This is a genomic window from Klebsiella sp. WP3-W18-ESBL-02, assembly GCF_014168815.1.
GTDB classification, from domain to species: Bacteria; Pseudomonadota; Gammaproteobacteria; order Enterobacterales; family Enterobacteriaceae; genus Kluyvera; species Kluyvera ascorbata_B.
Genome location: NZ_AP021972.1, coordinates 3,922,102 through 3,940,957, shown reverse-complemented (window position 1 = coordinate 3,940,957; position 18,856 = coordinate 3,922,102). Strand labels below are relative to the sequence as shown.

At 48.3% G+C, this 18,856-nt stretch carries 22 protein-coding genes and 2 pseudogenes; 20 read left to right on the top strand and 4 right to left on the bottom strand.

Annotation, left to right across the window (positions count from 1 at the left end; all coding sequences use genetic code 11):
- Position 1: 1 nt before the first annotated feature.
- From H7R56_RS18810 to H7R56_RS18785, 7 genes are read left to right on the top strand one after another with little or no spacing between them, the layout of a single operon-like run.
- Entirely contained in the window at positions 2–427 is a 426-nt protein-coding gene (locus H7R56_RS18810; RefSeq protein ID WP_000393957.1) for a phage tail assembly chaperone, read from the top strand.
- Positions 424–615, top strand: coding sequence for a DUF6889 family protein (locus tag H7R56_RS27730; protein ID WP_084832721.1), 192 nt, complete (start codon positions 424–426; stop codon positions 613–615). The genes H7R56_RS18810 and H7R56_RS27730 overlap by 4 nt, the downstream gene beginning before the upstream one ends.
- Complete coding sequence (locus H7R56_RS18805; protein WP_182928344.1) at positions 605–2,608, top strand: lytic transglycosylase domain-containing protein; 2,004 nt, start codon at positions 605–607, stop codon at positions 2,606–2,608. Before H7R56_RS27730 ends, H7R56_RS18805 begins: the two co-directional genes overlap by 11 nt.
- Positions 2,608–3,234: a phage baseplate protein gene (locus H7R56_RS18800; protein WP_182928343.1), complete on the top strand. Its 627-nt coding sequence runs from the start codon at positions 2,608–2,610 to the stop codon at positions 3,232–3,234. The genes H7R56_RS18805 and H7R56_RS18800 overlap by 1 nt, the downstream gene beginning before the upstream one ends.
- Positions 3,231–3,536, top strand: coding sequence for a phage baseplate plug family protein (locus tag H7R56_RS18795; protein ID WP_032177179.1), 306 nt, complete (start codon positions 3,231–3,233; stop codon positions 3,534–3,536). The genes H7R56_RS18800 and H7R56_RS18795 overlap by 4 nt, the downstream gene beginning before the upstream one ends.
- A 2-nt stretch (positions 3,537–3,538) precedes the next feature.
- On the top strand, positions 3,539–4,603 hold the full coding sequence (locus H7R56_RS18790; RefSeq protein WP_182928342.1) for a hypothetical protein: 1,065 nt from the start codon (positions 3,539–3,541) through the stop codon (positions 4,601–4,603).
- Position 4,604: 1 nt separating this feature from the next.
- Positions 4,605–4,955, top strand: a complete 351-nt coding sequence (locus H7R56_RS18785) for a hypothetical protein (protein WP_048239715.1) — start codon at positions 4,605–4,607, stop codon at positions 4,953–4,955.
- A 38-nt stretch (positions 4,956–4,993) separates the two neighbouring features.
- Here H7R56_RS18785 and H7R56_RS18780 read toward each other — a convergent pair whose 3' ends face one another.
- Positions 4,994–5,344 carry a hypothetical protein gene (locus H7R56_RS18780; RefSeq protein WP_032291538.1) on the bottom strand — a complete coding sequence of 117 codons (351 nt, stop codon included), beginning with the start codon at positions 5,342–5,344 and terminating at the stop codon, positions 4,994–4,996.
- A 215-nt stretch (positions 5,345–5,559) separates the two neighbouring features.
- On the opposite strand from H7R56_RS18780, the gene H7R56_RS18770 reads away from it, so the two are divergent.
- Genes H7R56_RS18770 through H7R56_RS18745 form a run of 6 tightly spaced genes read left to right on the top strand, consistent with a single transcriptional unit; the run spans position 5,560 to position 9,685 of the window.
- Entirely contained in the window at positions 5,560–6,300 is a 741-nt protein-coding gene (locus H7R56_RS18770) for a phage baseplate assembly protein V (RefSeq protein WP_182928341.1), read from the top strand.
- The gene (locus H7R56_RS18765) at positions 6,300–6,653 is read left to right on the top strand and encodes a hypothetical protein (RefSeq protein WP_016239889.1); all 354 of its coding nucleotides are present in this window, start codon (positions 6,300–6,302) and stop codon (positions 6,651–6,653) included. The genes H7R56_RS18770 and H7R56_RS18765 overlap by 1 nt, the downstream gene beginning before the upstream one ends.
- Positions 6,654–7,853: a baseplate J/gp47 family protein gene (locus H7R56_RS18760; protein ID WP_153983799.1), complete on the top strand. Its 1,200-nt coding sequence runs from the start codon at positions 6,654–6,656 to the stop codon at positions 7,851–7,853.
- The gene (locus H7R56_RS18755; RefSeq protein ID WP_182928340.1) at positions 7,850–8,530 is read left to right on the top strand and encodes a baseplate wedge 1 family protein; all 681 of its coding nucleotides are present in this window, start codon (positions 7,850–7,852) and stop codon (positions 8,528–8,530) included. Before H7R56_RS18760 ends, H7R56_RS18755 begins: the two co-directional genes overlap by 4 nt.
- Positions 8,530–9,282, top strand: a complete 753-nt coding sequence (locus tag H7R56_RS18750) for a gp53-like domain-containing protein (RefSeq protein WP_182928339.1) — start codon at positions 8,530–8,532, stop codon at positions 9,280–9,282. The genes H7R56_RS18755 and H7R56_RS18750 overlap by 1 nt, the downstream gene beginning before the upstream one ends.
- Before the next feature lies 1 nt (position 9,283).
- On the top strand, positions 9,284–9,685 hold the full coding sequence (locus H7R56_RS18745) for a tail fiber assembly protein (protein ID WP_048994542.1): 402 nt from the start codon (positions 9,284–9,286) through the stop codon (positions 9,683–9,685).
- On the opposite strand, the gene H7R56_RS18740 is transcribed toward H7R56_RS18745, so the two are convergent.
- Together H7R56_RS18740 and H7R56_RS18735 are read right to left on the bottom strand one after the other, a co-directional pair.
- On the bottom strand, positions 9,633–10,256 hold the full coding sequence (locus tag H7R56_RS18740; RefSeq protein WP_075210026.1) for a tail fiber assembly protein: 624 nt from the start codon (positions 10,254–10,256) through the stop codon (positions 9,633–9,635). The genes H7R56_RS18745 and H7R56_RS18740 overlap by 53 nt on opposite strands.
- Positions 10,256–10,687, bottom strand: a complete 432-nt coding sequence (locus tag H7R56_RS18735) for a phage tail protein (protein ID WP_182928700.1) — start codon at positions 10,685–10,687, stop codon at positions 10,256–10,258. The genes H7R56_RS18740 and H7R56_RS18735 overlap by 1 nt, the downstream gene beginning before the upstream one ends.
- Before the next feature lie 33 nt (positions 10,688–10,720).
- Between H7R56_RS18735 and H7R56_RS18730 the strand changes: the two are divergent.
- The 5 genes and pseudogenes from H7R56_RS18730 to H7R56_RS18710 all read left to right on the top strand — a co-directional run.
- Positions 10,721–10,855, top strand: a pseudogene (locus tag H7R56_RS18730) (tail fiber assembly protein); the annotation flags it as partial.
- Positions 10,856–11,076: 221 nt separating this feature from the next.
- Positions 11,077–11,628, top strand: coding sequence for a recombinase family protein (locus H7R56_RS18725; RefSeq protein WP_128350872.1), 552 nt, complete (start codon positions 11,077–11,079; stop codon positions 11,626–11,628).
- Positions 11,629–12,900: 1,272 nt separating this feature from the next.
- Complete coding sequence (locus H7R56_RS18720; RefSeq protein ID WP_106930878.1) at positions 12,901–13,428, top strand: helix-turn-helix domain-containing protein; 528 nt, start codon at positions 12,901–12,903, stop codon at positions 13,426–13,428.
- A gap of 69 nt (positions 13,429–13,497) precedes the next feature.
- Entirely contained in the window at positions 13,498–14,088 is a 591-nt protein-coding gene (gene ecpA, locus H7R56_RS18715; protein WP_182928337.1) for a common pilus major fimbrillin subunit EcpA, read from the top strand.
- 90 nt (positions 14,089–14,178) lie between these two features.
- Complete coding sequence (locus H7R56_RS18710; RefSeq protein ID WP_106930884.1) at positions 14,179–14,808, top strand: EcpB family pilus assembly chaperone; 630 nt, start codon at positions 14,179–14,181, stop codon at positions 14,806–14,808.
- Between the two features lie 120 nt (positions 14,809–14,928).
- Here the strand turns inward: H7R56_RS18710 and H7R56_RS18705 are convergent, their stop codons facing one another.
- Positions 14,929–15,960 (bottom strand): IS630-like element ISEc33 family transposase, encoded by a 1,032-nt coding sequence (locus tag H7R56_RS18705; RefSeq protein ID WP_032425611.1) that lies wholly within the window; start codon positions 15,958–15,960, stop codon positions 14,929–14,931.
- Between H7R56_RS18705 and H7R56_RS18700 the strand changes: the two genes are divergently transcribed.
- Together H7R56_RS18700 and H7R56_RS18695 are read left to right on the top strand one after the other, a co-directional pair.
- Positions 15,880–18,501, top strand: coding sequence for a fimbrial biogenesis outer membrane usher protein (locus H7R56_RS18700; protein WP_227674721.1), 2,622 nt, complete (start codon positions 15,880–15,882; stop codon positions 18,499–18,501). The genes H7R56_RS18705 and H7R56_RS18700 overlap by 81 nt on opposite strands.
- A pseudogene (locus tag H7R56_RS18695) lies at positions 18,491–18,856 on the top strand (hypothetical protein); the annotation flags it as partial. The gene H7R56_RS18700 and the pseudogene H7R56_RS18695, both read left to right, overlap by 11 nt.

Here is an 18,856-nt window from a genome sequence, read left to right as displayed (position 1 = left end):
CATGGAATTCGAAATTAAAGGCGTGAAATATCGCACTGCAAAGCTCAGCGTTTTCGAACAGCTGAAGGTGTCCCGAAAGCTGTTGCCGGTGCTGGCCGGGATGGTTTCTGACTTCCGGAGCGTTCAGGAGAAGATCAGCAGCAAAGACACCGAAGGCGCGATGGCTACTATCCTGCCCAAAATTGCTAATGCTGTGTCCGATCTGAGTGATGGCGATGTGGACGCTATCCTGTTCCCCTGCCTTTCCGTTGTTTCACGCGAGCACATGAAAGGCTGGGTGCCGGTCTGCCAGCATGGCGAAATGGCGTTTGACGATATCGACCTGCTGACCATGCTGCAACTGGTGGCGCGGGTGGTCGCCGACTCGCTGGGAAATTTTTTGCAAGGACTCCCTACCAGCGAGACGCCCACCCCGCCAGCGGAATAACCTTCAACAGCCTGCCGGGCGGTGAAGATTTTATTCTTCGTCCGGCGCTTGCCTTCCATATTGACCAGAAAGACCTTAACAGCGGCGCGGTAGACCTTTGCCGCATCGCGCTTCTTAATGACTACCTCGACATGCGCGAGGATAACGACGCCCGGGTAGATAAATGGAGAGCGGCCAATGAGCGGTAACGCAGATACGATTAAAGATTTCCTTGTTTCGCTGGGATTCGATATCGATCAGGCTGGCGCTAATAAGTTCGAAGCAGTGCTAAAAGGCGTTACTGCTAACGTTCTGAAGGTCGGCGCGGTGGTGGAAGGCGCAGCGCTGAGCATTGTCGGATTTACCACCCAGATCGCGAATGGTCTGGATAAGGTTTACTGGGCATCCCAACGGACGGGGGCCAGCGTCCAGGGCATCAAAGCGCTGGGCTATGCCGCATCGCAAACCGGTGCCAGCGCCGAGTCGGCCATGTCCTCCCTCGAAGGGCTGGCTGGCTTCATGCGTAGTAATCCGGGGGCGGAAGGGTTCCTGAACCGCCTGGGTGTCCAGACTCGCGATGCCAGCGGAAAGATGCGTGATACTGCGGACATCTTTACTGGCGTTGGGCAAAAGCTCAACAACATGCCGTATTACCGCGCGAAGCAATACGCGCAGATGCTCGGCATCGATGAAAACACGCTGATGGCGATGCGCAGAGGGATGGGGCAGCTCAGTTCTGAGTACGCGTTGACGGCAAAGCGTATTGGTTTTAATGCTGAGTCAGCGGCTAAACAGTCCAATATTTTCATGACCTCCATGCGTAATCTGACGATGACGCTTGGACAGGCGAAAGACAAGATTGGCTCTAACCTAGCTGGTGGCCTTGCTGGCAGTATTGATAACTTCCGCAGGCAGATACTCGACAACTGGCCGAAGATTGAAGCGGTCATCACGAAGATCATCAAAGGAATTCTCTGGGCAGGTGACGCGATTACCCGCGTGTTATGGCGAACTGGGCAAGCTGTTGAGGGTGTGATCGCCTGGTTCAAAAAGCTGAACCCAGCCACGCAGCAGCTTATCGCATTGTTCAGTGGGCTGTTGGTTGCATGGCGGCTGCTAAATACCGCTTTCATGTCATCACCCTTGGGCATGATAACGACGCTTATTATTGCACTTGGTCTGCTCTTGGATGATTACCAGACGTGGAAAGAAGGTGGCAAAAGCCTGATTGACTGGGGGAAATGGAAGACTGAAATTGGTCAGGCCGTCAAAATGATTGGTGACCTGAAAAAGACTGTTACGGACCTGACAAAAGCGCTGGCTAAGTTGCTCGGTATTGACCCCAAGTCATGGTCCCTAAAGTGGGATTTTAGCAACTTCATTTCGCAAATGGGTGAGTTCGGCAAGATGCTGAACATGATCGCTGATTTGCTGAATGCCATAAAAGATGGCAACTGGGCGCAGGCCGCTAGTATAGGCAAACAGCTGCTAAATCAGGGCAGCGGGCAACCGAGTGCCACACCGGCAGTAGAGGATAGCGCCAACAGAAGCGCTGACTGGGTTAAGGAGAATCTGGGATTTGACCCGCGCAGCGTAGGCAGAACCATTCGCGGGTGGTTTGGTGATGATGAGCCTGACCAACATGCCCAGTCTGCTAAAGCTCCACGAGGTATTAGAAATAATAACCCCGGTAATATCGACTTTCGTGGGCAATCTGGGGCGACGCTCGAAAGGCCTGGCGGCAGGTTCGCCCGGTTTGAAACTGCCTATGATGGCCTGAAAGCGCTTTCCCGACAATTAATGCGCTACTTTGAAGGTAAGACGACAGGCAAGCCGCTGCAAACCCTTAACGATATAATCTCTACGTGGGCACCGGGGAATGAAAATAATACCGGTGCTTACATTGCTCAGTTATCGAAAATGATGGGTGTGGCTCCTGATGCCATTCTCAACCTTAAAGATCCGCAGGTAATGTCCTCTCTGATGAATGGAATTATCCATCATGAGAACGGGAGAAACCCTTACCCAAGTGAATTGGTTCGTATGGCCGCTGGTGGCGGTGCTTCACAAAACATACAGCAAGAAACGGTTATTAATATTCACGGTGTATCTGATCCACGTGAGGCTGCCAATATCACAGTTGAGCGGCAGAAGAACGTTAATTCACAACTAACTCAACAACTTCGAACGGTGCCGAGCTAATGGATATTCTCTCCGCTATTTTTCGCCAGCAATCCCGGCGAATTGGCATATTAATTCCCAGCGTGGTCGTCTCCGAAAAGCATTCTGATGCGCTCGAAATTACTGAGCACCCGGTGGAGAAGCCAACAACGAATAGCGCCTCGGGTTTCATCGCCGATCATGCGTATAAGCGCCCCAGCGAAGTCACAATGGAATGCGGCTTCTCTGGTGGCGGTTCGTTGCTGGACTTCATTGATACATCTTCAATCGGCCTCAGCGCTGGGCTTAGCCCAAAGGAGACATACCAAAAGCTGCTGGATATGCAGCTTGAGCGCGTACCGTTCGATGTGGTTACCGGGAAGAGGGTGTACACCAATATGCTGGTGCGAGCCATTGAGGTGACGACCGATAAAACCAGCGAGAACGTGCTGAACTGCACGCTTACCCTGCGTGAAGTCATCATAACGCATACAAAAAATGTCACCGTTGCTGATAAATCCGATATGCAGGACGGGGTTAGTACATCTGCGGTGCAGAATTCCGGGACTAAATCCACCACCCCAGTAAATGAATCGGTAATTAAGTCAACAGGGTGGTTTGATGGACTAAAAGGAACCAGTCTTGGTAACTCTATAGGTATCCAATGAATGTAACTGAAATCCCTTTATCGCCGGATAACCAGCTATTTCGCATTCAGTTAGCAGAGACAACATACACGCTGAGAGTCATTTGGCGTGATTCTGCTGGCTGGATTCTGGATGTACAAGATAGCAGTGGCGAACCGCTTCTTTCTGGCGTGCCGCTGGTAACCGGTGTAAATCTTCTTGAGCAATATCCTCAACTAGGTATTAACGGGGCGCTGCTCGTTGGCTGCGATGTAGGCGCACCGGACGAGCCTACCAAAACCAACCTCGGCACATACAGCCACCTCATTTTCGTACAGGAGTAGAAATGTCTCTTAACTGGATGCGCCATTTTGAGCTGCAACTGTTGGACCAGAACGGGCAGGGCGTTTCCCTGTCTGACTTTAAGGTCACGTTCCAGATCGAGTGGGCAGACACACGCTGGCCGCGCGTGGCGAACGTAAAAATTTACAACCTTTCGACCGATACCACGAACAATATACTGGGGCAGGAGTTTGCCAAAATTCGCATCATTGCCGGGTATGACGGTATAGCGCCGGATGTTGATGCGAGCCAAGTTGGTGTCGCCCGTGAGATTTCACCAGACCAGATAGGGCAGGTGAATGGTCAGAACTACGGCCTGATCTTTGACGGTGATATTCGCTTCACCGTCACCGGGAAGGACAACATTACCGATTCCTGGGTGTTGATTCAGGCCATTGGTGATCACGAAGCGTTCCTCTATGCGACCACCATCACCACGCTTGCAGCTGGTTATACCGTTGCGGATCTGCACCGGGCAACGATGCAGGATTTCAACGCGTTCGGCGTGACGCAGGGCATTACCGGCGACTTTCCTGATACCGTGTTTCCTCGTGGCCGCGCGATTTACTCATCCACCCGTAACGTGATGGATAATATTGCTGCGCAGTGCAAAGCGACATGGCAGCTGGTGGATGGTCAGGTTCAGATGGTGCCGGAGGATAAATACATTCACGAAGCCATTGTGTTGAATGCTGATACTGGCCTGATCGGTATGCCGCAACAGACGATGGGCGGCGGCGTAAATGTGCGGTGTCTGATAAACCCCAACATCCGCATTAATGGGCTTATTCAGCTCGATCAGGCTTCGGTGTACCGCGCCGCGCTCGGCAATAGCGAAATCGCACAGTCGCCCGGGCGTATCACTGAAACGGAAGAGAACGGCAACCGCGTGCTGACCGGCACAACGTCACAGGCTGCCAGCATTGCGACGGATGGCGTTTATATCGTCAAAGCTATCGACTATACTGGCGACACCAGAGGTCAGGCGTGGTACATGGATTTGATGTGTTTTGCGCGTGGTGCTCGTGAAATGGTTAGTCAGGACACGCTTAAAAAACGGCAGGTATAAGATGGGTAAGGCCAAACTTCTAATTTGTGGTGTTCTTTTATCAGTTGTCGGCACGTCAGAGGCCTTAGCTGATACTCAGTGCGGGCCGTATCGCCTCACTGCGGGCAAAGAAGGACTAATGCTTATTAACGGGGTAAAACCTGAAACGCAAAAAATGTCTTTTCTCAAGTCTAAAGATGACTACCAAAACATGAAAGCAGAATGGATGGTTGCAACCGACCAACCCGGCCGCTGGGTTGGGCTTGAGTACATCAAGCGCAACGGCAAAGCCATTCTCAACGCACAGTGGTTGCAAGCCAGCATGGATTCGCCGCGTCAGTATGCAACATACGACTGCGTGAAGGTGAAGTAGGTATAAAGAAAAAGCGCCGGGTTGACCGGCGCGCCAAGTTATTCCTCTTTGAAGCTGATGTTCTTGCACTGCTCCATTACTTCAATCAGTTCTTTTGACGTCAGGTTTTCTACTTCGATTTTACCTTTCTCTGTGGTCATTGTTATTTTTTTGGATGATCTGGTCTGTATCCATTTTCTTGCGATAGATGCAATGGCTATACAAGCTGGTGACGACGTGGCTACGATGATAGTTATGTCGACGAGCGTGCCAACCGCATTAATTGAGTCAGCAGTTCTGATTCGTCTGCGTATTTTATAGTCGCTTTCAGGTATGTTATCCTGGATTATGGAGAGCAATTCTTTGCCTATTGCTGGAGTAAATTTTATGGTTGTTTCTGATTTTGGCATAAAGGTATCCGGCCCCTATCGTGAGAAGCTAAAAATTGCCTTGCGGCTTTTTCTTGGCAGCCTGTATCTCGCTACGAACCACGACGTTACCGTGGTTTTAAGCAAGACCTACATTCAGGGCTGCAAAGAAGATAAATAGCACGGACAAATCAGCCCTCAAACCCTGACATTTGATCAGTAACCCGCCGCCGAGCGGGTTTTTTTATGGAGTTTTTATGCCAATTCCAACTCAATCACAGATCGGCGGAGAGCAGCAGACCGCGCAGGCCATTGCCGATTCGGTGTCTACCCAGATGCGCGTAGCGATGCCTGGCATCATTCAGTCGTTCGATCCTAATACTGTTACCTGCACAGTAGAGGTGGCGCTTCGCGGTATTGTTGGCGATGGCTCTACCGAATTAAAACCGCTGGTGGATGTGCCGGTTATCTTTCCGCGCGGCGGCGGTTGCACGCTGACCTTTCCGGTAAAAGAAGGCGACGAGTGTCTGCTGATCTTTGCTGACCGATGCGTAGATTTCTGGTGGCAGAGCGGCGGCGTTCAGGAGACCGTAGACCCGCGCCAGCATGACTTATCTGATGCGTTCGCCATCGTTGGCCCACAGTCGCAAGCACAGAAAATCAGCGGTATCAGCACCAGCGCCGCGCAGTTACGAACCGATGATGGCGCGGCGTTCGTAGAGGTCGCCGCAGGACATAACATCACCATTAAAACGCCGGGCCAGCTTACGGCTACGGCTGAAGGTGGAACGACAATCACATCCCCGACTATCACGCTGAACGGCAACGTAACGATTAACGGTAACCTGTCTCAGGGAATGGGAGAAAGTGGTGGTACTGCGACGATGCTTGGGCCGGTTACGGTAACGAATGATGTGACAGCTTCAGGTATAAGTGTCGCCACGCATAAACATGGCGGAGTTCAGACAGGCGGGGGAACTACTGGAGGGCCGCAATAATGCGATACCGTCGCGAAGATGCTGACGGCGATTACACTTTCGGGCAGGGTGACGATACCTTCCTTATCGACAGCCCGGAGTGTGTCGCCCAGGCAGTAAAAACCCGCTTCGAGCTGTGGCGCGGTCAGTGGTTTCTCGATCTGACGGAAGGCACGCCGTATGTTCAGTCGGTGCTTGGTAAACAGCGATCTGACGTCTACATCCTGGCTATACGTGAACGCATACAGGACACACCGGGCGTTCTGTCGATTCTTTCCTTCGATACCAATTATGACGGCACCAGCCGTCGCGTCACCTTCACTTCCTCCATTGACACAATCTACGGCCAGACGACTGTAACAAGCGAGGCATAAATGGCTTTGAACCTCGACACGCTGGGGCTATCGGCAACGGTAACCGCCCAGGGGATTAGTGCGCCTGATTACCAGACAATCCTAGATACACTGACCAGCTATTTCAGGCAGATTTACGGTAGTGATGCCTACCTCGAACCAGACAGCAAAGACGGGCAGATGGTCGCGCTGGTGGCTCTTGCCGTGCATGACGCTAACAACACCGCTATCGAGATTTACAACTCGTTTTCACCGATGACAGCGCAGGCCGCAGCGCTTAGCAGCAATGTGAAAATTAACGGGATCACGCGAAAAGTAGCGACAAACTCTACTGCTGACCTTCTGTTAACCGGTACGGCAGGCACGACTATCACGAATGGCTCCGCACGGGATAAAAACGGCATTATCTGGAATTTTCCAGCGAGTGTGGCGATCGGCGTTGATGGTACTGTGCTGGTGACGGCCACATGTGCGAATAGCGGTTCGGTTGCGGCGCTGGCCGGGACTATTACCACTATCAACACCCCGACCCGAGGTTGGGTGTCGGTAACCAATCCAGTTGCGGCTACTGTCGGTTCACCAGCCGAAACCGACGCAGAGCTGCGCATTCGGCAGGGGCAAAGCGTCGCGCTACCATCGATCACACCGTTTGAAGGTGTCGACGGTGCTATCGCTAATGTTGCTGGCGTGACACGTCACAAACTATATGAGAACGACACTGGGGCAACCGACAGCAACGGGCTGCCGCCACACTCTATTTCCGCCATCGTCGATGGAGGGGATGTTACCGAGATAGCCCAAACAATCCGGGGGAATAAAGGGCAGGGAACCGCAACTTACGGTAAAACTTCTGTCACGGTGCCGGATACTTACGGTAATCCACACGTCATCAGTTTTTCGCGCTCTACCGATGTGCCAATTTTCGTAGCCATTACCCTGAAAGTTTTTACCGGCTATACCTCTCAAATCGGCGAGCAGATTAAACAGGCTGTTGCCGATTATATAAATGGCCTAACAATTGGCGACGACGTTCTGCTGAGCCGTATTTATTCCCCGGCAAACCTCGGCGTTGTGAGCGGCGGGAATGCCCGCTATTACGATATTACCGACCTGCTGATCGGTAAGTCGTCTGGCAGCGTATCGGCATCAAACATTGATATTGCCTATGATGCTTCTGCGTCCTGTAGCACCGCGAATATCAGTATCACGGTGACCTCATGAGCAAATACACCGAACTGATCACTAACTACCACGCTACCAAGCCACTCTTTTTTGACCATATAGATCTGAGCACCCGCCCGCTGATTGATGTGTCCAGCACTATGTCAGGGCTTATAACAGCCTTCGATATTGATACTGCTGTCGGTGTACAGCTCGACATCCTCGGTCTGTGGATCGGACGCAGTCGCATAGTCAGCCAGCCAATTAGCGGAGTTTATTTCAGCTGGGACACTGACGGGCTTGGATATGACCAGGGCATCTGGCAGGGGCCATATGATCCTGATTCTGGCTATAAGACGCTGAGTGATGAGACGTACCGCATCATTCTGAAAGCGAAAATCGCTATCAACAACTGGGACGGCCGGAACGATTCTCTGCCTCCCATCCTTGACGCTGCGACTGCTGGCTCAGGCCTCAGGATGCAAATTGTCGACAACCAGGACATGACGATATCGGTCTGGGCATTCCCCGAGACTGATATTTCTGATGTGTCTCTTGAACTGATTGCCGCTATCAAACAGGGCTATCTCACCGTTAAAGCCGCCGGCGTATGGGGCGGTGATGTTGAAACGCCTTCGGTAGAAGCACCATCCGAGGGCTCTAAATTCTTTGGGTTTGATATGGATAACGAATACATCGGTGGGTTCGATGTTGGAGCATGGGGGACAATACTCTAATGGCAACAAACAACTTTAAACCGTTCGCGACAGCGGCAAATGCTAACGTGACGGCCCAGGCTGACTGGGAATCGCTTCCGGCTCTGCTTTCTGGCTTCACGGCTGGCAAAGCTTCCAGTGCTCAGGTAAACAAAGCCATTCGACAGGCCAGCTTTATAGCTGCAGCGCTGGCGCAGTACACCGCCAACAAAAGCGGTCTGGATGTACTTGATGATGGTGACCTGAACGGGTTTATCGCCAAAATGTCCGCCGCGTTCGGTAAGGATTTCCAGGCGCTTGACGCCACGCTGACGGCATTGGCAGGGCTCACAACCGGTGCAAATAAACTCCCGTATTTCACTGGAACTGATACCGCATCGCAGACTGATTTAACTTCTGTCGGTCGAGATATTATCGGGAAAGGTACTATTGCTGACATTCTCACATACCTTGGTTTAAGAGCAGCGGTGACAGGTACTGAATCCATACTACGAATTCCTGCATTTATTAATGGCAAACCGGGTGAGTATGTTGTTCAGACACAAATATTGAGCAGCACCACAAGCAACGGCTTGATCGTCTTTCCAGAGGCATTTAACAATAAGTGCATGATAATCATTGCCGTTGATTATGCTTCTGCTGCTGTTGATAACTCTCGCGTCAGATTTAACATACCTACAAAATCGCAGTGTGAATGGTATGGGCAGACCATGTCCGTCAATCCAACTCCCGCTAACCCGTCCACGTGGGCATGGCTGGCAATAGGATATTAATATGAAATATTTCACAGCAAAACCGATTGGTCTCTATGACGATGAAAATAATGTCATCCCTACTGATGCTATCAGCATTAGCGAGGAACTGTACCTGCGTTTACTGGAAGGGCAGCGTAATGGTAAATTTATTCAAGCTGATTCTGCTGGTACTCCTGTGCTTGTCGAAGAGCTATCGCTAACGCATTCAGAACAAATTGAGATTGCCAGAAGTCAGCGTGCAGTACTTCTCTCAACAGCTAATGTAGAAATCGCATGGAGACAAGATGCAGTCGATGCAGGAATAGCGACGGAGGAAGAAACCGCCGCTTTAACTGAATGGAAGAAATACCGGGTGCAGTTGATGAGGGTTAATCCAGAGAAACCTGAATGGCCTCCTCTCCCGGGTGCGGGGGCCAACTGATATCCGGTGCGGTGCTGGTATCGACTTTAGTCAGTTTGTAGCGGTATCGCTGCCATTCGGCCAGGCGTGGCACTTCGGCATCATCGATATAGCCCCCTGCCTGAGCATCCACTAGTGGGGCGATAATCGTTGTCGCCTCAGCCAGTAATGTTGTTTTCCTCTGTTCTGCTATCGCTACGTCTGCTATGTGTTGTTTTGCAATATCCGTCACCCAGCTATTACCTTCCCATGTATCGTATGGCGTGGCAGGTGCCTGTGTAGTGGTATTCTCTGGGTAACTTCCAGGCAAAGAGATGATTACTGCTTCACCGGTTTCAGTGTTATATACTGTTTCACCACGATGGTCGGTAACATACTCCCAGGAGGTAAAATCTTCTGTTCGACAAACAGTAAAGCCATCTTTACTGTTACCTGGAGCATCAATGCAGGAATTAGCCGGAATGCCAACCCCCACAGCCAGATATTCAACTGTTGAATCAAGATATTCTCGTGTCTCGCCGTCGTAGTTATAGACGGTAATATTACCTGCCACTGTAGCGATAAGTTCGCTGTTCAGTTCTGCTTTCATCATCATGCTGCTCTCACGATGTAGTTAAATGCAATATTGCGCGGACGAGTTTCATTCCCACCATTACCCGCTGTACCGTATTTGCCGTTGAACTTTCCATTTACAGAGCCGCCAGCCCAAACTGCATTGTCAGTCGATAGCAATAAATCTCCTTCTCGGTCGTTCGGTGTTAATACGCTTGAATCCCACGCATCCCAGGCAGTAACTCCGTGGTTATGCGAACGAAAACTATCAGCTTGTCCTTCTAGCAGCATTCGCCCGCCGTCTACTCCCCGCCCGTCATCCCAGCCACGGATAAACTCGCCGCGCAGGTCTGGAAGTTTCAGCGCCGGATATGCCTGCGCCAGTTTAGGGTACTGCGCTGCTGTGAACGCTGCTCCGTTGCACTTGAGCCACCCCGTTGGTAACGTTGCTGACGGCCACGGAATGGGCACGCCAACCGGCAAAGCAGAGCCTTCTCCTAAACCAAGCTTTTGATGGGTCGCAAGCTTACGAATGCTGAGTCATCCAGCCTTAACGGATGGATGGACTATATAGACGCGGTGGCAGCAATAGATGCCAGCACCGCACCTGATATCAACTGGCCAGCTATTCCGGCTTAACAGGCCAGTTAGTATGTTTCTTATATCGCTGGCGCTGGCAATATTTGCTGCATAATCTCAGTTTGCGCGTTATAAAATTCAATATAACGCGCATCATTCTCGCATTTCTCGATGCGCCGATGATGCCGGTTACTGTTTCTCGAAATTGAACCTTTCAAATATTTTTCTGAATCAGGTGATATTTCGCCTCTTCTCCTGTTTTTACAACAGGAGAAGCACTCATGATTTACGGTTATGCCCGAGTATCAACAAACCACCAGGACACTGAATTGCAACTAACGGCGCTCAAGTCAGCGGGTTGTGAGAAAATTTTTGAAGAGCATGCCAGCGGGAGGAAATCGAATCGGCCGGTTCTAAAACGGCTGATCGCCACTATGCAGCCGGGGGATGAACTGGTGGTCTGGAAGCTGGACAGGATTGGTCGCAATGTCCTGCATGCGTTGTTGATGTTCCAGCAGCTACAGGAAAACGGCGTGAATTTCCGTAGCATTACGGATGGTGTGGACCTGCGCACCGCCAGTGGTCGCTACAATTTCCGCAATATCCTGTCAGCAGCGCAGTACGAATCCGACCTGAACAGCGAGCGTACGCTGGCCGGGTTAGCCGTTGCGCGGGCGAAGGGAAGGGTAGGCGGGCGCCGCCCGAAATTTACTGATGAGCAGTGGCGGGAGATAGGATCTCGGATCTCCGCTGGTGAATCACGACAGCAGATCGCTAAGACGTTCGATGTTGGTGTATCGACGCTGTACAAAAAATTCCCAGTGTTAGGGTAATGCAGTATTTCCACAGTGCGTGCTGCCGAAATACGTGCTGTGGATGCTTTATAGGGTGTGCCATTTTTGTGTCACACATGGTGAAACGTCATTCTATTTCTTACATCATGTGCCATTAAGTTGAGCAATGTGAATGCGATAATGTACATGTAAAACAGTTAGTTAAATGTAATTCTACTAATTCGTAATGCGAAGGTCGTAGGTTCGACTCCTATTATCGGCACCATTTCAAATGTTTCCCTCCAGTCTGGCGTAATAAGCTCAACGCCTGTATATCGTCTTCGTTTCCTGTTATCTGTATACATCATCACCATTGAGATACATAAGTACCTCACTCTGCCCACAGTTCATCACGTTGGCTGATGCCAGAAATCTCGCTGACAGCATCGGTACGCGAGTTGCAGGTGCTATAGGTTGGCATCCTGACCCTGTCTGGCTTTGCGAAACTTCGCAGGACATTTTATTGCAACTCAACAGCAAAGGTTACCGGCGTCGTGCAGTAGTATTTTCTGGCGTGAGTTACATTGCTATTGATTTATTTTGCAGCATCTCGTCTGCGGCTGGTTGATAAAAGAAGGAATAACACTGATTTTCAGACTATTGAGAGGCTGCTATATAGCATAAACGTGAGGTGTCATTTTCTGGATACAATAGTATTTAAACATAGAGAGAATATCTATCGTGCCATTATGTCTCTATAGAATACTCTCCCTTCATATATCTCTGCTGTCAGTAATGATCTCCTGAGTATTTTTCTTGCTGTTGAATATTATCTGTTTTTCTATAACTCATTAGTTGAAAAGAATATTAAGCTAAAAAACATTAAAAATATTTACATCTGGTGGGTTTTGGGTGCGATTTGAACATGCTGGTGCATGAAAAATGTACTGATTTAGAGGTGGGAAGGATGATAATTACAATGTAATGACTATGGCCTCAATGTTGTTTTTATTGCTGCTATGTAAATGGGGGATTGCATTTAAGGTGGTTAGTGCGAATATTCTTATAGAGCCATGGTAAAGATCTTATATATGTTAGGATATACATTATTTGATAATTTAATTATTTGATTTGCAAGGATTTTGTTATATCTGAATTTTCCAGCAATCAAGTAGTATTAAGATATTATGCATAATATGTGATATTCCGCGTTGACAGCCATGGTGAATAAACCTAAATTCAGATTTGTCAGGATTATTTTAAGTGAGAATAAAATATAAAAGATACTATTAATATAGCTAATGTTTAAAGACATAAGGGCATTTGACCGTGATGTTAGACAACAGAGATATGGCAAACGTATATCCTCTGGATAATACTTGCTTTTTATATGGTGTGACAGAAGTTATTAAGCAGATAGAAACAAGACTATACAAACCCCTACAGGTAGTATGGCGTGAGTATACTTTTATTGATCTGACTCATTATACCTTTCGTTATCTTATCGAAAATGAAGAGTACTGGTTGGATGAATTAAAAGATAAAAAGATAGTGTTTATCTGCGATCGCCACTTAGCCGCTTTAGCCAATTACTGGTTTATCAATTTTAATGTTTTTGGCATTGTTTACAATGACCGTGATGATCATATTGTTGATGAGTTAACTTATGTGATAAATGGTCGTTTTATGAAAAAAGATATTAAGTATTGCAATGTTACTAAAAAAGAAATGGAAATACTTAAACAGATCTCACAGGGTTTATCTCCAAAAATAATTGCAAGAGCAAAAGACTGTAGCGTTAAAACCGTTTACTCGCATCGTAAAAATATCTCTGAAAAATTAAATGTGATGCTCATTTAGAATTGTTTGAATTTATTAGGTAGGTGTGAATTGTACAAATGGCATTAAGCCATAATAGATGGGGAAAGTATGAATAAGAAAGTTGTCGCTTTGGCATTTATGATCGCCGGTATTACATCAGCAGATGCTGCATTTGCTGCTGATACTACCGCTCAGGCAGTAGCAACATGGTCTGCAACTGCAAAGAAAGATACGTCCAGCAAATTAGTCGTTACGCCGCTTGGGTCACTCTCCTTTCAGTATGCGGAAGGTGTTAAGGGATTCAGTACTCAAAAAGGCCTATTTGATGTTGCGGTTGAGGGGGATGCCACTGCGACGGGGTTTAAACTAACCTCTCGTTTGCTGACGAACACCCTAACGGCGATAGATAACTCGGGTTCAACGCTGGAAATTGGGGTGAGTTACAACGGAGAGAAGATTGAGAAAACGTCAGATACGACATTGATTGATACCTATAATGGTAGCAATGGTGGCAATCTTAATGCGATCGCTTCTGGCTATAATCGCAGTGGCCGGGTGGCGGCGCAGGATGCATTTGCGTTTGCCGTTGTGGGTGGCACGACTGATGGTACCAAGGCTCTTAGCGATTATAGCGACCTGCCGGATGGAATCTGGAGCGGCGATGTCAGCGTTGAGTTCGATGCAACCTGGACTAGTTAATTAGCTGCCTGAAAGTAAGGAGAATCTCTCCTTACTTTTATATGAGGACATTCAGTTGTGAACATTTTATTATCATTAATAATCTTATTAATGACTTTTTCTTCATATGCGTTAGATGTTGGTGATATATCATCATTCATCTATAGCGATGCCAGCATCCTGAGTAAAGAAATAAAAAACAATACCGATAATGGTAGGTTTGTGAATGTTTCTATTCAAAAAATCTCATCGCCGTTGGAAGATGGTAAGATTATTCAAATGGATAGCCCGGATGAGATGCTACTATCGCCTGCCAGCATATTGATACCATCCGCATCAACAGAAGTCATTCATTTTTTTTATAAAGGCCCTGAAGATAACCAGGAACGATATTATCGAATTTTCTGGCAGGATCAACTTTTGAGCGAAAAACATCGCGATAATGCCAGGAAAAGTGCAGTTGCGACCGTCTCTGCAAAAATAAGTACTCTCCTTATTGTTGCCCCCCGACATGCAGACTATCGATATAAATATCAGTCTGGTGTTATTTCTAATACCGGAAATGCAACTTTAAAAGTGATTGCCTACGGCGTTTGTGCCGATAACTCTGCTAAGCATGATTGCAAAGAGGATTATTATTTGATGCCTGGTAGAGAGCGTGTTTTTACTCACGTAAATGTTAATGACCCCAAAGGACATGTCGCACTTTGGCAAGCACAGCAATTTGTTCCTGTTAAATAATTCTCAATCTTCGGGGTTGGAATGAAGTTTATCCACAGAAACGGTTTTAAAAAACTTTCTTTATCTATTGTTATAATGATACCTTTTTATATCTATGCTAAATAGCTGCGCCTAATACCGCTACACTTTTGCCTGACCATGTTTTCCTCCGGGGAATGGGCTGGCGGTTTCCATAAAATGGCGGACCTTTTTCAGTAACTGCCACATTGAGCGGCACTGATGATTACGGGTTATCGTGTCATGAAGTGCCTGCCATAGCCGTTCCACATGATTCACCCACGGCGAGTAAACCGGCTGGTAAATTACCCTGAACTTGGGATTTGCTTTCAACCAGCGCTGTGTTTCGCGGCTTTTATGGATAATGTAGTTATCAACGATCAGCGTGATTGTTTTCGCCCGCCGGTAAGTGGCTTTCAGGTGCTTCAGCAGAGCGATAAACAGCGCTGAACTTTTGCTGTTGCCGCCCACGTAGCTGACTTTACCCGTGCCACTGTGCAGTGCGCCGGCCAGATAGTATTTTTCGTTCTGCCCCGGCGTCACTACCCGTTTCTGCTGTCCGCGCAACTGCCAGTCCGCACCGATTTTAGGATTAAGGTGGATATCCACTTCATCTTCATAAAATACCGGATGCTCTGCGCTGCATTCATCCAGCGCTTTGTGGATTACCGCCATCTTTTCATCTTTATGTGGGTCACGGATACGCAGAGTTGGCGCGGCCCTGCGCCATACAAGCCCCGCAGATGGCAACCAGCGGCGAACGGTTCCTGCATGTAACTGGCAACCGGTTATCTCATTGATTTTTAATGCCAGTAATTCGGTGCTCCAGCGTGAACGTTGATAACCAAAATCGCCGGGAGAATGCTTTATCAGCTCACGTAACAGGGTGCAGATATGTTCAAAAGGCCAGCGTCGGGAGCGCCCTGCGGGTAAGGATTTCAGGCCTTCAATACCTGAGTGCGTAAACCAGTTAATCCAGCGACCAACGGATGAACGAGCACAACAGAGAGTTCTGGCAACATCGCTGACCCGTTCACCCCGATGAAGCATCAGCATGGCCGTGAGTCTGCGGGCATGATTTTTATCGCGCGTTTTATGAATAGCTTTCTGCATCAGGCGTCGTTCGCCACGGGGTATTGGTGCTATGATCGGCATCGCTCAGTCCGGTTGGTGGTTTTGGTTGGTTTGGCGATTGATCAGATCGCACAATCCGGGCTGAGTTCCCTTTCAGTGATCTACTATTCCGCGCATCTATTTAGTTCGACCGGCGTTCAGGATATTAATAATATCATTATACCTAAAGAGTTTGGACTGGCGCTTCAGGAAGGCATGTCTGTTCCTTTGTTTCTGCATTATATTGATGCTCAGGATCTGGTTTCCGATCAGTTAATTGGCCATGCGCTTATTTGGATGAAAAATGGTCAATTAAAAATTCAATCGATCCAACTTGAGCACAACGATGATAATGCGGTTTTACAGCATGACATAGCCAGTCAGCTGGCAGCATTGGCGAACCAGGATTTTGATAATCAATTAAATATTCCCATTTCCTCCGGTTCGCGTATCCACTTTGCGCTTCAAGAACTGCGTTTGCAGTTAATCGTCCCGAAGGAGGCGCTCGGTACGACGTTGCGTTCGCGCAGTGAGGATATTGGCGCATCCAGCGTTGACCATTTAAGTAATTCGTTAACCTATAATTTAGGTATCTACAATAACCAGATGAAGTATGGCGGCAATACGACCTCCAGCTACCTTTCTTTTAATAACGTTAGCGCGCTGCGCGAACACCATGTCATCGTAGATGGCTCTTTTTATGGACTGGGTTCATCGCAAGAAAGTAGCACTCTGTATAAAGCAATGTACGAAAAAGATTTCGATGGGCATCGTTTTGCCGGAGGGATGCTTGATACATGGAATTTACAGTCATTAGGTCCGATGACGGCAATATCGTCGGGCAAGATTTATGGCTTTTCATGGGGAAATGAAGCGAGCTCGACGGTATTCGATAACAGCCAGTCTCTTACTCCGGTTATCGCTTTTTTACCCGCGGCAGGTGAAGTCCATGTCAAACGTGACGGACGGCTTTTGAGCGTACAAAACTTCACCATGGGTAATCATGAAATAGACACGAAAGGATTACCTTATGGCACCTATGACGTGGATATTGAAACGATCGTCAATGGCCGCGTGGTTGGCAAGCGAGTTCAGCGCGTTAATAAGCTATTCTCACCAGGGCACGGTAGCGGTGCCCCAATGGCCTGGCAGTTCTGGGGTGGAAAAATGCGCATGGATCGGTGGTTCAGCAGCCGAGAAAGGTATTTACCGGAGAAAGAGACCTGGCTAATGGGGGCATCGATTTCGAATTCATGGAATCTGCTAAGCTGGGCGGCGACGGCTTACGGCTACGACCAAAGTACGGTTGCGGAAGCGCGTTTCACATTTCCTGTGTCGCAGTACGTTTCGATTAATATGCAGGATATGGCTGCAAATGATGGTTCATGGAGCAATATTGATTCTATCAGTGCGACGATCCCCGGCGGTTTTAGCTCGGTATGGGTTAATCAGGAAAAGACGCAAATTGGTGAAAAGATCCGCCGAACCTCTGCTTATAATCAGGCCATCGGCGGCACGCTTAATTTAGGGGCGCTATGGTCAAAACTCGGTACCCTTAGTATTAGTTATAACAACGATAAAATGAATAGCTCCCGCTATTATACCGGAGAGTACTACCAGACATTGTTTAGTGGTGCTTACGGTACGCTGGGTATGCGTGCAGGGATACAGCGTTACAACAATGGCGAACGTAGCGACAACACCGGTAAATATATCTCCCTTGATTTTAGCCTGCCATTTGGTAATTGGCTGAGTATGGGTATGTCGCATCAGAATGGCTATACTCTGGCGAATTTATCGGCGAGAAAGCAGTTTGCTGAAGGATCTATACGCAGCGTAGGGGCGAATCTGTCACGTGCGGTGTCAGGTAATACTGGTGATGATCAATCTCTTTCCGGCGGTGGTTATGCGCAGTTCGATACGCGTTATTCTTCTGGTGCTATCAACATAAATAGCAGCGCAGATGGTTATGTGAATACCAATTTAACGGCGAACGGTAGCGTGGGTTGGCAGGGAACGAATATCGCGGCAAGTGGACGAAATGACGGTAGCGCTGGCGTGATCCTCAATACCAACGTTGATGATGGCGGCAAGCTTAGTGCGAAAGTTAACGGCAGGACGGTACAGCTTGATGGTAAGCACAATTTCATTCCGTTGTCGCCTTACAGTCGTTATCAAATTGACCTGCAAAACAGCACGGACTCGATAGATAGCTACGCCATTGTTAATTCCAGAAAGACTAATCTTACACTTTATCCGGGTAATATTGCGGTTATTAATCCTGAGGTCAAACGCATGGTTACCGTTTTCGGGCGTATTCATGCTGAAGATGGCAGCATCATTGCCAATGCGCATATTAATAATCATATAGGGCGCACCAGGACCGATGATAAAGGTGGGTTTATTATGGATGTTGATAAAAAATATCCCCTTATTGATTTCAATTATAGTCATAATCAGCAATGTGAAGTTGAACTGGATATTAGCAATGCGCGTGGTGCAATATGGGTAGGTGATGTGGTATGCCACGGCCTGAAATCTTATGCCGGAATAATGAATGAAGAGAATGGGTATGAAGGGTAATATTCTAGTACGGTTATTCATATTATTATTGGGTGCCCTGGTGGCCTTTAATGCGATGGCGGTAAAAAAAACTCCGTTAGGTGATGCGCCATCCAGGGAGTATGTTTTCGTTGAAAACCAGTCGGACAATAACTTTTTTGTCACTCCAGGGAGCATTCTCGACCCGCGCATGACGGGGGCTAACAGCTGGACCGGGCTGAAATATGGTGGTTCGGGTGTCAAATACCAGGTAGGGCTGGGGTACATTGATGATGGCAGTAATCGTGTGCTGAGTGCTGGCAATAAATTTGATATGTGGCTTGAAGGCTTTCCCGTTTCTCATCCAATGACCGGGCTACGCTGCATCAACTGGTAT

What these genes read in the sequence shown, in the direction of transcription:
- H7R56_RS18810 (WP_000393957.1), top strand. Translation starts at nt 2, where the DNA reads ATGGAATTCGAAATTAAAGGCGTGAAATATCGCACTGCAAAGCTCAGC.
- H7R56_RS18805 (WP_182928344.1), top strand. Translation starts at nt 605, where the DNA reads ATGAGCGGTAACGCAGATACGATTAAAGATTTCCTTGTTTCGCTGGGA.
- H7R56_RS18800 (WP_182928343.1), top strand. Translation starts at nt 2,608, where the DNA reads ATGGATATTCTCTCCGCTATTTTTCGCCAGCAATCCCGGCGAATTGGC.
- H7R56_RS18795 (WP_032177179.1), top strand. Translation starts at nt 3,231, where the DNA reads ATGAATGTAACTGAAATCCCTTTATCGCCGGATAACCAGCTATTTCGC.
- H7R56_RS18790 (WP_182928342.1), top strand. Translation starts at nt 3,539, where the DNA reads ATGTCTCTTAACTGGATGCGCCATTTTGAGCTGCAACTGTTGGACCAG.
- H7R56_RS18785 (WP_048239715.1), top strand. Translation starts at nt 4,605, where the DNA reads ATGGGTAAGGCCAAACTTCTAATTTGTGGTGTTCTTTTATCAGTTGTC.
- H7R56_RS18780 (WP_032291538.1), bottom strand. Translation starts at nt 5,344, where the DNA reads ATGCCAAAATCAGAAACAACCATAAAATTTACTCCAGCAATAGGCAAA.
- H7R56_RS18770 (WP_182928341.1), top strand. Translation starts at nt 5,560, where the DNA reads ATGCCAATTCCAACTCAATCACAGATCGGCGGAGAGCAGCAGACCGCG.
- H7R56_RS18765 (WP_016239889.1), top strand. Translation starts at nt 6,300, where the DNA reads ATGCGATACCGTCGCGAAGATGCTGACGGCGATTACACTTTCGGGCAG.
- H7R56_RS18760 (WP_153983799.1), top strand. Translation starts at nt 6,654, where the DNA reads ATGGCTTTGAACCTCGACACGCTGGGGCTATCGGCAACGGTAACCGCC.
- H7R56_RS18755 (WP_182928340.1), top strand. Translation starts at nt 7,850, where the DNA reads ATGAGCAAATACACCGAACTGATCACTAACTACCACGCTACCAAGCCA.
- H7R56_RS18750 (WP_182928339.1), top strand. Translation starts at nt 8,530, where the DNA reads ATGGCAACAAACAACTTTAAACCGTTCGCGACAGCGGCAAATGCTAAC.
- H7R56_RS18745 (WP_048994542.1), top strand. Translation starts at nt 9,284, where the DNA reads ATGAAATATTTCACAGCAAAACCGATTGGTCTCTATGACGATGAAAAT.
- H7R56_RS18740 (WP_075210026.1), bottom strand. Translation starts at nt 10,256, where the DNA reads ATGATGAAAGCAGAACTGAACAGCGAACTTATCGCTACAGTGGCAGGT.
- H7R56_RS18725 (WP_128350872.1), top strand. Translation starts at nt 11,077, where the DNA reads ATGATTTACGGTTATGCCCGAGTATCAACAAACCACCAGGACACTGAA.
- H7R56_RS18720 (WP_106930878.1), top strand. Translation starts at nt 12,901, where the DNA reads ATGTTAGACAACAGAGATATGGCAAACGTATATCCTCTGGATAATACT.
- ecpA (WP_182928337.1), top strand. Translation starts at nt 13,498, where the DNA reads ATGAATAAGAAAGTTGTCGCTTTGGCATTTATGATCGCCGGTATTACA.
- H7R56_RS18710 (WP_106930884.1), top strand. Translation starts at nt 14,179, where the DNA reads ATGACTTTTTCTTCATATGCGTTAGATGTTGGTGATATATCATCATTC.
- H7R56_RS18700 (WP_227674721.1), top strand. Translation starts at nt 15,880, where the DNA reads ATGATTTTTATCGCGCGTTTTATGAATAGCTTTCTGCATCAGGCGTCG.
- H7R56_RS18705 (WP_032425611.1), bottom strand. Translation starts at nt 15,960, where the DNA reads ATGCCGATCATAGCACCAATACCCCGTGGCGAACGACGCCTGATGCAG.